Origin of the sequence: Natronomonas sp. (assembly GCF_036625485.1) — an archaeon.
GTDB lineage: Archaea > Halobacteriota > Halobacteria > Halobacteriales > Haloarculaceae > Natronomonas.
Genome location: NZ_JAZKTR010000073.1, coordinates 1 through 12,245, shown reverse-complemented (window position 1 = coordinate 12,245; position 12,245 = coordinate 1). Strand labels below are relative to the sequence as shown.

At 65.9% G+C, this 12,245-nt stretch carries 13 protein-coding genes; 6 read left to right on the top strand and 7 right to left on the bottom strand.

Going from position 1 to position 12,245, the window contains the following annotated elements; genetic code table 11:
* Window positions 1-40 precede the first annotated feature (40 nt).
* The 3 genes from V5A53_RS08630 (at window position 41) to V5A53_RS08620 (ending at window position 1,258) form a co-directional block, all read left to right on the top strand.
* Entirely contained in the window at window positions 41-628 is a 588-nt protein-coding gene (locus V5A53_RS08630; protein WP_332323206.1) for a GNAT family N-acetyltransferase, read from the top strand.
* An 81-nt stretch (window positions 629-709) separates the two neighbouring features.
* The gene (locus V5A53_RS08625; RefSeq protein ID WP_332313195.1) at window positions 710-958 is read left to right on the top strand and encodes a hypothetical protein; all 249 of its coding nucleotides are present in this window, start codon (window positions 710-712) and stop codon (window positions 956-958) included.
* 39 nt (window positions 959-997) lie between these two features.
* Window positions 998-1,258 carry a hypothetical protein gene (locus tag V5A53_RS08620; protein WP_332313194.1) on the top strand — a complete coding sequence of 87 codons (261 nt, stop codon included), beginning with the start codon at window positions 998-1,000 and terminating at the stop codon, window positions 1,256-1,258.
* Window positions 1,259-1,378: 120 nt separating this feature from the next.
* Here the strand turns inward: V5A53_RS08620 and ahbB are convergent, their stop codons facing one another.
* Window positions 1,379-2,431 carry a siroheme decarboxylase subunit beta gene (gene ahbB, locus V5A53_RS08615; RefSeq protein ID WP_332313193.1) on the bottom strand — a complete coding sequence of 351 codons (1,053 nt, stop codon included), beginning with the start codon at window positions 2,429-2,431 and terminating at the stop codon, window positions 1,379-1,381.
* A gap of 105 nt (window positions 2,432-2,536) precedes the next feature.
* Between ahbB and V5A53_RS08610 the strand changes: the two genes are divergently transcribed.
* On the top strand, window positions 2,537-3,601 hold the full coding sequence (locus V5A53_RS08610; protein WP_332313192.1) for an anthranilate phosphoribosyltransferase: 1,065 nt from the start codon (window positions 2,537-2,539) through the stop codon (window positions 3,599-3,601).
* A 21-nt stretch (window positions 3,602-3,622) separates the two neighbouring features.
* Here V5A53_RS08610 and V5A53_RS08605 read toward each other — a convergent pair whose 3' ends face one another.
* From V5A53_RS08605 to V5A53_RS08585, 5 genes are all read right to left on the bottom strand, one after another.
* Window positions 3,623-5,290: a flavin-containing monooxygenase gene (locus V5A53_RS08605; RefSeq protein ID WP_332313191.1), complete on the bottom strand. Its 1,668-nt coding sequence runs from the start codon at window positions 5,288-5,290 to the stop codon at window positions 3,623-3,625.
* Between the two features lie 89 nt (window positions 5,291-5,379).
* Window positions 5,380-6,636 carry a penicillin acylase family protein gene (locus V5A53_RS08600; RefSeq protein ID WP_332313190.1) on the bottom strand — a complete coding sequence of 419 codons (1,257 nt, stop codon included), beginning with the start codon at window positions 6,634-6,636 and terminating at the stop codon, window positions 5,380-5,382.
* Window positions 6,637-6,740: 104 nt separating this feature from the next.
* Window positions 6,741-7,883 (bottom strand): multicopper oxidase domain-containing protein, encoded by a 1,143-nt coding sequence (locus V5A53_RS08595; RefSeq protein ID WP_332313189.1) that lies wholly within the window; start codon window positions 7,881-7,883, stop codon window positions 6,741-6,743.
* Between the two features lie 131 nt (window positions 7,884-8,014).
* Window positions 8,015-8,308: a DUF7521 family protein gene (locus tag V5A53_RS08590; RefSeq protein WP_332313188.1), complete on the bottom strand. Its 294-nt coding sequence runs from the start codon at window positions 8,306-8,308 to the stop codon at window positions 8,015-8,017.
* Window positions 8,309-8,310: 2 nt separating this feature from the next.
* Complete coding sequence (locus V5A53_RS08585) at window positions 8,311-8,688, bottom strand: helix-turn-helix domain-containing protein (RefSeq protein ID WP_332313187.1); 378 nt, start codon at window positions 8,686-8,688, stop codon at window positions 8,311-8,313.
* A gap of 114 nt (window positions 8,689-8,802) precedes the next feature.
* On the opposite strand from V5A53_RS08585, the gene V5A53_RS08580 reads away from it, so the two are divergent.
* Window positions 8,803-9,372, top strand: coding sequence for a peptidylprolyl isomerase (locus V5A53_RS08580; protein ID WP_332313186.1), 570 nt, complete (start codon window positions 8,803-8,805; stop codon window positions 9,370-9,372).
* A gap of 656 nt (window positions 9,373-10,028) precedes the next feature.
* On the opposite strand, the gene V5A53_RS08575 is transcribed toward V5A53_RS08580, so the two are convergent.
* Window positions 10,029-11,939, bottom strand: coding sequence for a S9 family peptidase (locus V5A53_RS08575; RefSeq protein WP_332313185.1), 1,911 nt, complete (start codon window positions 11,937-11,939; stop codon window positions 10,029-10,031).
* 117 nt (window positions 11,940-12,056) lie between these two features.
* Here V5A53_RS08575 and V5A53_RS08570 point away from each other — a divergent pair.
* On the top strand, window positions 12,057-12,245 hold a 189-nt coding region (locus V5A53_RS08570; protein WP_332313184.1), incomplete at its 3' end, for an SDR family oxidoreductase.

Below are 12,245 nucleotides of genomic sequence, written 5' to 3'. Positions count from 1 at the left end.
ACTCCGTCACCGCTTTGGGCCGTCTCGCCCGCCTACCGATATGAACTGCCGTCTCGCCACTCGCTCCGACGCCGAGGCTATCGCCGCCATCTACCGCCCCTACGTCGAGGAGACCGCCATCACCTTCGAGGAGACGCCGCCGGACGCCGACGAGATCGCGGCCCGAATCACCGACACCGTCGAGACCTATCCCTGGTTCGTCGCCGAACGCAAGGGCGCGGTCGTCGGCTACGCCTACGCCGGGAAACTCCGCAAGCGCGCGGCCTACCGCTGGGTGGTCGAACTCTCGGTGTACGTCGACCGCGAGCGTCGCGGCGAGGGCATCGGGTCGGCGCTCTACGACGCACTGCTTGCGACGCTCGAACGGCAGGGCTTCCGCAGCGCCTACGGTGTCGTCACGCTGCCGAACCCCGGAAGCGTCGCCTTCCACGAGGCGTGGGGCTTCGAGCAGGCGGCCCTCCTCCCCGAAGCGGGCTACAAACTCGGCGAGTGGCACGACGTCGCGTGGTACGAGCGCGGACTCGGCGACGGCCGGCCGGACGACCCCGCCGAGCCGACGCCCTTCTCGGCGTGTCGGGATGCGCCGTGGCTCGACGACGTGCTCACGGCGGCCGCGAAAGGGGAGTAAGTCGGCCCTCGGGCCGGCGTTCCGGCGTCCGCGTCGTGACGAACCGGAAGCCCTGAACCGTTGGCCGTCCTAGCGGAGGACATGCCGCTTTCGAACGTCGACGCGGAGGAGACGAACCTGCCGGGGTGGGCGGCGGGCGTGCTGTTGCTCGTCGGCACCGTCTCAGTCGCGGGACTCGCCGACTACGTGCTGACCAACGCGGGCTTCGAACTCCTCGGGACGCTCGTATGGGCGTTCTGCTACGGGACGGCGCTGTTCGTCGTCTGGACCGTCTGGCTTCGTGATATCGAACTGACGGGTCAGACCGACGATGCCGGGCGCGAACGTTAAGCAAAAGTTAAGACCGAAACGACGCGATACCCGACAAGGATGTTCGAGCTCCCCCTGCAGTTGATCGACGACTTCCTGATGAACTATCATCTGGGGCATGTGCTTTTGCTCCTGTTCGTCCTCGCGGCCGCGGGCGGGTTCGCCGCTAACCGCTCGTTGAAGGTCCTTGGAATACAGTTCTCGCTGTTCGGCCTGCTTTTCATCATCACGCCGAGTACGACCATGCCGGTCGAGTTCTTCTATCTGGGCATCGGCCTCGCCGTCATCGGCCCGGTCATCGCCATCTCCGCCGATAGCTAACGAGCCCCGGCGACCCGTCGTCGACTGCTTCGTTTCTCCCTTCTGCTCGTCGCCCGTATCAGCGACGCCCCGCTCGAACGACCGATATCCGAACCCAACGGCCCCGAGCCCGCCGGCCCGCTATTCCTCGTCGGTGACGATCTCCTCGTAGCGCGCGCCCGTCTGCTTCAACGTCTCCGTCGAGTAGAGGCGTTCGTGCTCGACGGGGAGATGCTCCGCGGCGAGTTCGTCGATCTTCGCGTCGACGGCCTCGGGTTCGCGGCCGTGAATCATCGTAAAGAGGTTGTAGGGCCACCCCTGCTCGGGCCGGCGCGGCCGGTGATAACACAGCGTAACGTAGGGGAGTTTGCCGACCTGCTCGCCCAACTCGTCGAGGTCGTCGTCGGGCACGTCCCAGACGACCATGCAGTTGGCGTCGAAGCCCGTGACGACGTGGTTGACGATACAGCCGATGCGCTTGATACAGCCGTCCTCGCGGAGCGCCTCGATGGCCGCCAGCACGTCCTCGACGGGGGCGTCGACGGCCGACGCGATGTCCCGATACGGCGTCTCCGAGAGCGGGAAGCCGTCCTGGATCTCCAGCAGGAGCGCCTTGTCGAGTTCGGAGAGGTCGGCGGCGGCCGACTCGGAGATGCGGGTCGCCGAGACGTCGGTCTCGGACAACGACTCGCGGGCGAATCGGTCGCCGTTGACCACCGGAAATTCGAGGTCGATGTAGAAATCCGTCAGCATCGGGAGGTTCAGCACCTCACAGCCGGTTCGTTCCTCGATCTCCGTCAGGATCTCGTCGCGCCGCTCCAGCGAGCCGGCGGTGACGACGAACCACATGTTCCACTCGTGGTCCCGCCGGTAGTTGTGGTTGATCTGCCGGTAGCCGTTGATGATCTCGGCGACCTCGTCGAATCGGTCGTCGGGGGCTCGGACGGCCGCCAGCGTCGAGGCGCCGATGACTGGCGGGTTGAGGACGGCTCCGAACCGCCGGAAGACGCCGTCCTCGCGGAGTCGTTCCACCCGTCTAAGCGCCTCACTCTCTGTTATTCCAAGGTCGTCGCCGACGCGTCGGAAGGGCCGTTCCTCGACCGGGAAGCCGGACTGATAGCCGTCGATGAGGGCGGCGTCGACGTCATCGATGCCGGCGCGCCAATCGTCGCCGTCGGCCGCTGGCGAACTCATTGACCCCCCCTACGGACGCGGGGGATTAGGATTCGTCGGTTCCGGACGCCGGCAGAGGCGACCGAATGAGGGACGTTTTTGCCCCGGTAGGCCGAAGCGTGCGATATGGCAAAAGCGACCGAGAAATACGGCGAGTGGCCGCTCAAGCGGCTGATGACCGAGGTCGTCGGCTCCGGGCACAAATCCGCCGACGACATGACCCGCGAGCAGGCCGAGGAGGCCTTCCAGCGCATCCTCGACGACGAGCCGGACCCGACGACGCTGGGCGCCTTCTGGCTGGCGAACCGCTGGAAGCGCAATACGCCGGAGGAACTGGGCGCCTACGTCGACGTGATGGCCGAAGGCGTCGACCACGCCGCCCCCGACTGCGACCCCGTCGACTGCGGCGCCAACTACGACGGCAAGGGCCGCAGCGCCATATTCGGCGTCGCCGCCGGCCTCATCGCTGCCGCCGCGGGCACGCCCGTCGTCGTCCACTCCGGTGACCGCGTCCCCACCCAGAAGCAGGACGCCTACAAGCACGTCCTCGACGAGTTGGGCGTCCGGACCGACCTCGCGCCCGCCGAATCCGCCGAGATGACCGACGCGGTCGGCTTCGGCTTCTACTACCAGCCCAACTTCGCGCCCGAAATCGACGCCCTCGAGGATCGCCGCGACCAGATGGGCGTCCGCACCTTCGTCAACACCATCGAGACGCTGGCCAACCCCGCCGAGGCCTCGACGCATCTCGGCTCGTTCTACCATCTCCCCTACGCCAAGCGCATCATCGACACCTTCCAGGAATCCGAGACGGCACCCGTCGACCGGGTCGTCATGTTCCAGGGGATGGAAGGCTACGACGACGTCCGCCCCGGCTCGACGAAGGTGGCTGTCTGGAACGACGGCGAGGAGATGGACGACTTCGACATCGAGACGCCCGAATACGGCATGGACTTCGAGGAGGAGGACCTCTACGTCGACGACATCGCCGCCGATTCGGCGACCATCACCGAGGAAGTTCTGGCGGGCGAGCGCGACGACCAGTTCGCCGACGCCATCGCCGTCAACGCCGCCCTGCGCATCTACGCGGGCGGTGACGCTGACGACATCGAGAGCGGTCTCCAGCAAGCTCGCGAAGCCCTCGAAAGCGGCGCCGCGGCCGACAAACTCGACGAACTGCGGGACTTCTGAAGCCTCGGCGACGCACGACGCCTATTTTTCGACGGTCGCTGCGTCGGCAGCCCCGCGCAACTCGAAGCCGTCGTAGCCCTTCTCGGCGACGGTCTCACAGATGCCGCGATACATCTCCAGCCCGCCGGGGAAGGGGGTGAAGACGCTCGGCTTGTCGGGAACGTTCTCGCCGCGATACCACGAGTCGGCCTCCGAGAACAGCATCTGGTCGGCCAGCATGTTCGTCTGGGAGACCCACTGGTCTTCGGCCTCCTCGGTTGGCTCGATGAGGTCGTACCCTTCCCTGTCCATGAACTCGATACAGTCGGTGATCCACTCGACGTGCTGTTCGATGGACATCGGCATGTTGGTCAGCACGGAGGGGCTCTGCGGGCCGGTGATGGTGAAGAGGTTCGGGAAGCCGTGGGTGCCGAGGCCGAGATAGGTCCGCGGCCCCGCCGACCACTTCTCCTCCAGCGACAGGCCGTCCCGCCCCTCGATGTCCATCGCGAGTATCGCGCCGGTCATCGCGTCGAACCCGGTCGCGAAGACGACGATATCGAGGTCGTAGTGGCCGTCAGCCGTCCGAATGCCGTCGGCGGTGAACTCCGTTATCGGCGCCGCCTCGACGTCGACCAGACGGACGTCATCGCGGTTGTAGGTCCCGTAGTAATCGTTGTAGTCCATCGGCGGCCGCTTGGAGGCGTAGGGGTGGTCCGTCGGGACGAGTTTCGCCGCGGTTTCGGGGTCGTCGACCTTCTCGCGGATCTTCGAGCGGATGAACTCCGAGATGATCGCGTTGGTCTCCTCGTTCGAGAGGATGTGGCCGGGTTCGAAGGCGTGCAGGAACCGGAAGCCGCCCTGTTGCCACCGTTTATCCAGAATCTCGTGTATCTCCTCCTCGGAGAGCCGCCGAGCGGAGTTCGCCTCGCTGTCGAAGGGCATCCCGAGCCGCGAGTTGCGCGCCCGGTCCCAGATGTCGTCGTAGTTGGCGCGGATCTCCTCGTATTCGTCTTCCTCCAGCGGCCGGTTCCGTGCGGGAACGGCGTAGTTCGGCGTCCGCTGGAAGACCGTCAGGTGGCCGGCCCGCTCGGCGACCTCCGGGATGGTCTGGATACCCGTCGACCCGGTGCCGATGACGCCGACGCGTTTGTCCGCGAAATCGACGCCACCTTCTGGCCAGCGGCTGGTGTGATACCACTCGCCCTCGAACTCGTCGAGGCCGTCGAAATCGGGCAAGAACGGCTTGGAGAGACAGCCGACGGCGCTGATGAAAAAGCGGGTCGTCACTTGCTGGCCGTCCGCGGTCTCTACTGTCCAGGTTCCCGACTCGTCATCGAAGGTCGCTGCCGTCACCTCGGTCTCGAACTCGATGTCACGACGTAAATCGAGGTGGTCGGCGGCGAACTGGAGGTACTCGAGGATCTCGGGCTGTTCGGGGTAGCGCTCGGTCCATTCCCACTCCTCCAGAAGTCCCTCGTCGAAGGAATAGCAGTAGATGTGGCTCTCGCTGTCACAGCGGGCGCCCGGATACCGGTTCCAGTACCACGTCCCCCCGACGCCGTCGGCCTTCTCGTAGACCCGAACCGACAGGCCGAGTTCCCGTAAGCGATGCAGCATGTAGAGGCCGGAAAAGCCCGCGCCGACGACGACGGCGTCGACGTCGGGTGTATCCCCGAACCGCGTATCGTGTTGGTCGTCAACAGACACCGAGGTTCACCTGTTCCCTCTCGGGGCCACCGCCAGTTAAATCTGCTACCTGTCAAGCGAGGGGGTAGGGAACCCTATCCACCTCGGCGTCAGTCCTCCGCGAACTCCTCCGGCACGTCGAGAGCCTCGCCGAGGTCCGAGAGCGCCTCGGGCGAGACGTCGCTCGACGGCGAGACGCTCCGTGGTGACGGCCGCGAGACGGTCCGAATCGTCGTCGTCTCGACGGCTGTCTGTTCGACTTGCTCACGCGTAGCCGGGTGGGGTTTGTACTCGTTGGTGGTATAGAGGTCGAGTTGGTCGGTCAGGCGGTCGGGCTCCTCGCCGGTCGCCTGCGCCTGCGCCAGTTCGTCGGCGGTAATGACGCCGTTGTTGCCCGGCGGGAACACGTCGCCGGCGGCGGCCTGCCACGTCGCCTCGTCGTCGGCCTGCCAGCCGTCGACGTCGAGCGCCTGATTGTACGACGCGCGGTTTCGCATGTCCACCACCCCCTGTTGGGTACCCCCGAGCGGGAGGAACCGGCTCTTGTGGGTATCCAGCAGCCAGTCGCCGGGGTCGTCGCTGTCGAACTCCTCGGCCAGCGCGTCGGCGGCCTCCGCGAGCGTCTCGCGGATGCGGTCGTCGGCCTCGCCGTCGAACCACTCGTGGTCCGTCTCGCCGCCGTCGACGTTCACGTCGCCGTCCGTCAGCGAGGTGTAGTGGTCGTCGGTGGTTTCCAGCCAGTTGAGGTCCGCGTAGGCGTCGAAGGCCTCCTTCCACGACCCGAGGTTCTCCTGCATGCGGTAGAGCGTCTGGGCGTTCGACAGTTCCGAACCGCCGGAGACGCCGAAGAAGCCGATGAGGTAGTTGATGGCGGCGACGGTGTCCTGCGGTTTCCAGGGTTCCGGTGCGTGGCCGAGCGCACCGAACTCCGCCGGCAGTTCGCCGCTGGCGGCCATCTCGGTCATCCGCCGGTTGACGCCGTCGGTGAAGCCACGCGTCACCTCGCGGAAGGTCGGCGGCGCGTCCTGCCATTGCTGGTCGACCTCCGCTCGGGAGTAGAGGTCACGCCTGACCTGGATGTCGCTCGACAACTGGGCGGGGCCGAGAACCTGCGCGCTGTCGCCGTAGCCGATATGCCGGATGACGTCCATCTGGAAGAGCCGGTCGCCGGCCTGCGCGTAGCCGTTGCCATAGCCCAGCGCGTACAGCGAGTCCGCGTAGACGTGCGGTTCGTGGTACTCGTTGCGGAGGATCTCGATCTCCTCGGCGGTCGTGTCGGTCGTGAGGGTCTCGGCGGCGCTTACGCCCGTTCCCGCGGCGAGGCCTGCGGCGCCACCGAGGCCCTGCAAGAAGCTCCGTCGTTGCATGAACGACGCGTGCTTGGCGGCTATCTCCGATAGTCGAATCGCCGTCTATCGGGGGTGGTTTATGCGTTCCAAGAAAAACGTTCGTAAACGGGTCGTCCGGCCGTCTACCCCTCGTAGCCCGCGTAGTCCATCAGGTCCGCGAAGATGTCCGAATCCATGGCCTCCTCGTAGACGATGGCACCGACCATGCCGCCGGGGTAGCTGTTGCCGTTCATGGCGTGGCTGACCTTGTGGCAGTGCATGAGGTAGATGCCGGGGTCGGCGTCGGCCTCGAACTCGATGGTCTTCCGCTCGGCGGGCGCGAGGTTGACGATGTCCTGTTCGTACTGGGCGGCCTCGGGCACCTGCGAGCCGTCCTTCTCGACGACCCTAAAGCGGTGGTTGTGGGTGTGCATCGGGTGGCTCATGTAGCCGTTGTTGGCGAGGTGGATGCGGACGGTATCGCCCTGCGAGACGATGACCGGCGAGCCGTCCTCGGGGTGGAGCGTCCGTGGGGCCGACCGGCCGTTGATGGTGAACACGTCGGGGCTGCGGTTCCGGGGGCTGTAGGAGACGTCCTCGCCGGCGATCTGGCGGTTGAGCCGGGAGTCCCAGTCCTTCAGCGTCATGAACAGTTCCTGGTCGGCCGGTTCGTATCCCTCGGGGTCGACCCGGAAGACGCCGTACATGCCCATGTCGATGTGGCGGTGGGTCTGGTAGTGGCAGTGGTAGAGGTGGGTCCCCGGCACGTTCGCGGGAATCTCGTAGGTGTGCTTCTCGCCGGGCATGACGGTGATACCCGTCGTCGTGGGAACGCCGTCGTTCTCCCACGTCTTGCGGACGCCGTGGAAGTGGAGCGTGTGCGGCATGCTCGCGTCGGTGTTGTCCAGCGTCACCTCGATGTCCTCGCCTTCCTTCGTCCGAAGGATGGGGCCGGGGACGCTCGGGGTGCGGTCGTCGGCCTGGAACGCCCAGACGCTCGGGAGTTCGACGGGACCGCCCATCGAGTCACCGGGGTGGGCCGCCATCCGCGAGGTGACCGACCGGAGCGTGACCTGATTGTTCTGTTCGGTCACGTCGACGACCTGCGGGGCGCCCGCCAGCGGGAGTTGGTCACTCTGCTGTTGTTGTTGCGTCTGCGGGCCCTGCTGTGTGCGCTGTCGGCCGGCAGTACAGCCGGCCATACTCGCCGCGCCGACGGTGCCAGTCGCCTTCACGAAATCACGTCGGGAGAACTGCGAACCAGGGGCGCCGATGTTGTCGGACATTATACACCTCGACCTCCGGGCTGTACGGATAAACCCCGTCGGCCGGGTCCCAGCCGCTGGGACCCGGCGCAACTCGCGGTGAAGAAAAGTCGACGCTCGGCGTCGGTGTAGGACGGTCCTACCGAAGCGAGTTACTGCACGCGCAGCGAGTAAGCGATGACGGACAGGCCCACCAGGACGAAGAGGCTCTCGATGAGAATGCCGACGCCGATATCGACCATCAGTATCTCGAAGGTGAAGCCGCCAAGCAGGACGCCGACGACGATGAAGGCGAAGCCGGTCGAGAGCAACCGAAGGGACCTGTCGTGCGTGCGTCGGTAGGCGCGGTAGGCTAGGAGGGTGACCGACCCGCCGACCACGAGGATGAGGGTTTTCACGACCGCGACCGCGAGCTGTACTTCCGCATCGACTGTCGTATGGACCATTGTTAGAGCTCCTTTCTGACTTCCGACCACATCTCGGCGAGGCGTTCCTCGGCCCGCCGGGCGGGACGCTCGATCTCGACGCCGAGTTCGCAGCTATCGTCGCAGGTGATGATGACGTCCTCGAAGTCGACCTCGTAGCGGTTGGCGTGGCTGCCGTCCTCGCGGATCTCGGTGCCCTCCCGGACCAGCGTCGCCTCCGCTAGCAGATCGAGTTTCCGGTAGAGCGTCGACCGCGGGATGTCACAGCGCTCGACCAACTCCCGGGCCGTTCGCGGCTCGTCCAGTTCCCGGACGATGGCCCGACAGTCCTCGTCATCCAGCGCGCTGACCACCGCTTCGAGGCCGGGGTCGTCGTCCTCCACCAGCGGGTCCCGGACCATACCCGGCGCTTTCCGGCCCCCGGTATAAATACTGTCGCTCGCGGCCGGCCGGTGTGGGTTCCTTCGAGCGCCGCCAGCCGGCAGTCTTTTGCGAGTCCCACGCCACGTCCCCCTATGAGCAATCGAGAAGTCGCAAACCCCGACAACCCGACCGTCACGCTCGGAACCAACCACGGCGACATCACCATCGAACTCTTCGAGGACCGCTCGCCCCGAACCGTCGAGAACTTCCTCGGGCTGGCCCGCCACGACCCCGCCGCTGACGCCGACCCCGACGTCGAGACGAACACGTGGGAAGACCCCGAGAGCGGCGAGGTTCGCGGCGACTCTCTCTACGAGGGCGCCGTCTTCCACCGCATCATCGAGGGCTTCATGATCCAGGGCGGGGACCCGACCGGCACCGGCCGCGGCGGCCCCGGCTACGAGTTCGACGACGAGTTCCACTCGGACCTCAGCCACGACGGCCCCGGCATCCTCTCGATGGCCAACTCCGGGCCCGACACCAACGGCAGCCAGTTCTTCATCACGCTGGACGCTCAGCCCCACCTCGACAACAAACACTCCGTCTTCGGGCAGGTCATCGACGGCATGGACGTCGTCGAGGAGATCGGCTCCGCGCCGACCGGCCGCAACGACCAGCCCCGCGAGGAGATCGTCATCGAGTCGGTCACCATCAACGAGTAATTCTGGACAGCCGGCTTTCTGATGCCCTCGACTGAGGGTCTCTAAAACGTTGCTTTATTAGGCGCTCTTGGGACTCTTCCCGACTATACCGCATGCGAAGCCCTCAGTCGGCTGGCGGTCGCTAAGCAGGATACGCTCGCTTCGCTCGCGTAGTGCCCGCTTAGCGACTAAAGTGAACGCCAGCCGACTTCGCCCTTCGATTCCACCAGGTACCGTAACCGGACCACACACCTCCCCAACCGACTCCCTCAGCCTCGCTGTCGCTCGGCTTCGGTCGTCCCTCGCACGGTGTCGTTCGACCGCCGCTCACGGGGATGTTCGCGGCGGTCGGCCAGCGTGCGCCATTTATAAGAACTACTCGGCCGGGAGCGAGTGGTTGCCCGTGGCAACTCTCGCGACCCGGGGAAGGGCAGGCGCGGTCCCTGGAGGATTGAAAGGGCGAGGCCCGTCTGGCGTTTATATAATCGCTGAGGAGGCACTACCCGAGCGAAGCGAGGGTATCCTCCTCAGCGATCGCCAGCGGGCCGAGGGCTTTCTGGCTGTTTACGGTCAAGCGATCGCCAAGCTTCGTTGATAAAATAACGATTCCCAGCCTCCAGGCCGAGGGCTTTCGGAGTGGCGTCAGGAGTTCCCAAGCCCGTTTTATAAAACGTGTTTCAAACCCTTCTGTCCAGGAAGTCGACGAGCAACCTGAACATCCGCTTTTTCTGGTCGATGTCCGAGGAGGCGTGGCCTTCCTCGCCGAGTTCCTCGTACTCGAAGTCGCCGGTTTCGCCTTCCTCGTAGCCCAGCTCTTTGAGGCGGTCACGGAACAGTCGTGCCTGCGAGACCGGAACGCGGCGGTCGTTGACGCCGTGGATCATGAACAGCGGCGCGGACAGGTTCTCGGCGTAGGTGATGGGCGAACGCTCGCGGTAGAGGTCGGGAGCGTCCGCGGGCGTGCCGAGGTACTTCTCCATCAGTTCGGTCCGGAAATGCGGCATGGTCGTCTCGAACATCTCTTCGAGGTCGGTGAGGCCGATCCACGCGACGCCGGCGTCGTACAGCGACGGGTATTGGACGAGTTGCCAGTAGGCCGAATAACCGCCGTAGGAGCCGCCGAAGACGGCGACGCGGTCGTCGTCGACCCACTCGCGCTCGTCGAGAACGCGTTCGAGGGCGATGGCGACGTCGCCCTGTTCGGCGCCGCCCCAGTCGTCGTGCAGTTCCTCGACGAACCCCCGGCCTCTGCCGGTCGACCCGCGGTAGTTGACCTTGAGCACGGAGTAGCCGCGCTGTGCCAGCACCTGCGCGTAGAGGTCGAAGGCTTTGCTGTCCCGTGCGCGCGGCCCGCCGTGAGGCATGACCACGAGCGGTGACGGGCGCTCGCCGGAATCGTAGAGGAGCGCGCCGATCTCCAGCGTTTCGTAGGGGTCGTGCTCGACTGCCTCGGCGAGGGCCTTGGGGACGCCGTCGGATTCGAAGGTGAAGTACTCGACGTCGGCGAAGTCATCGGGCGAGAAAGGGCCGTACTCGGCGGCGACGAGGGTTTCGGTCGTGTCATCGCTCAGGTCGTAGGCCAGCAGGTCGGGCCGACGGGTCGGCGTCGTGTGCTTGAGGAGGACCCGGTCGGCGTCGATGACCGACTTCCCTGCCTCGCCGAAGTCGGCGACGCCTTCGGGCAGGTCGAGTTCCCGGCCCTCGCCCGTTTCGAGGTCGTAGACGACGGGTACCGTCGCCGCATCGCGCGTACGACTCGCGACGACGACGTCGCCGTCCTCGCCGAAGCACTCGGGGTGTTCTTCATGTTCAAGGTCGCCGAGCCACGTGACCGAATCGTCGGTGAGGTCGTAGACGCCGCACCGTGTGAGGTCCTCGGTGTTGTCGGAGACCAGCAGGCGCTCGCCGTCGGGCCCCCAGTCGACGGCGACGGCTTCGGCGCCCGTCTCGCCGATGCCGAGGTTGCGCGCATCGGAGGCGTCCTCGGGGCCGCCAGCGGGGCCGTCGGCGACCAGCGAGTCGACGCTCGCGACGTAGACGTCCTTGTTGTCGTAGTCGTCGGTCTCGTTGGTGGAGTAGGCGATGCGGTCGCCGTTCGGCGAGAGGGTCGACGACCAGACGGCCCGGTCGTAGTCGGTGAGTCTTTCCACGGCGTCGCCGCCGAGTTCGTGCCGATAGACGTTCATCTGCCCGCCACGCGAGGAGCCGACGACGAGGAACTCGCCGTCGGGGTCGACGTCGTGGATGGCGTTCTGTCCCTCCGATTCGGCGACGGTCTCTACGGTCCCGTCCGGACCGATGGCACGGATGTCGTTCTGCTCGTTGCCGCCCTCGTCGTCGTGGAAGAACACGCGCTCGCCGTCGGCGTCCCACTCGATGTACCAGCGGGCGTTCCGCGGCACCTCGCCGTCGCTCCATCGCTCGGTTTCGCCCGTCTCGACGTCGAGAACGTGCAGTTCGTTGCGGCCGGTGACGTCGTGGTAGTAGGCCACGCGGTCGCCGTCCGGCGAGACGGTCGGATGTGCGAGCGTCGGGAGGGAAGCGAGTTCCTCCAGCGGGTCGAAATCGGAATCGGCGTCCGAAGACATATATCAGGAGTTGTAGCGGGGGGAATTTATCGGTTCGGCTGACGGAAGCGTCCGGTTGTCGATCTCACGGTATAACCCCCACCGGAGAGGCTGGCAACAGGTATAGGTGTGTACCGAATGTGTTGGTATTCCATGCCAACCGTATTCCTGACTGGATTTCCGGGTTTCCTCGGCTCCGCACTGGTCGAACGACTCGCCGACCGCCACGACGGCGAGACGACCATCACATGCCTGATACAGGAGAAGTACCACCCCGAGGCCGAATCGACCCGCGAGGACATCGCGACCGACCACGACGCCGACGGC

Coding starts and splice junctions, on each gene's coding strand:
- V5A53_RS08630 (WP_332323206.1), top strand. CDS start 41: ATGAACTGCCGTCTCGCCACTCGCTCCGACGCCGAGGCTATCGCCGCC.
- V5A53_RS08625 (WP_332313195.1), top strand. CDS start 710: ATGCCGCTTTCGAACGTCGACGCGGAGGAGACGAACCTGCCGGGGTGG.
- V5A53_RS08620 (WP_332313194.1), top strand. CDS start 998: ATGTTCGAGCTCCCCCTGCAGTTGATCGACGACTTCCTGATGAACTAT.
- ahbB (WP_332313193.1), bottom strand. CDS start 2,431: ATGAGTTCGCCAGCGGCCGACGGCGACGATTGGCGCGCCGGCATCGAT.
- V5A53_RS08610 (WP_332313192.1), top strand. CDS start 2,537: ATGGCAAAAGCGACCGAGAAATACGGCGAGTGGCCGCTCAAGCGGCTG.
- V5A53_RS08600 (WP_332313190.1), bottom strand. CDS start 6,636: ATGCAACGACGGAGCTTCTTGCAGGGCCTCGGTGGCGCCGCAGGCCTC.
- V5A53_RS08595 (WP_332313189.1), bottom strand. CDS start 7,883: ATGTCCGACAACATCGGCGCCCCTGGTTCGCAGTTCTCCCGACGTGAT.
- V5A53_RS08590 (WP_332313188.1), bottom strand. CDS start 8,308: ATGGTCCATACGACAGTCGATGCGGAAGTACAGCTCGCGGTCGCGGTC.
- V5A53_RS08585 (WP_332313187.1), bottom strand. CDS start 8,688: ATGGTCCGGGACCCGCTGGTGGAGGACGACGACCCCGGCCTCGAAGCG.
- V5A53_RS08580 (WP_332313186.1), top strand. CDS start 8,803: ATGAGCAATCGAGAAGTCGCAAACCCCGACAACCCGACCGTCACGCTC.
- V5A53_RS08575 (WP_332313185.1), bottom strand. CDS start 11,939: ATGTCTTCGGACGCCGATTCCGATTTCGACCCGCTGGAGGAACTCGCT.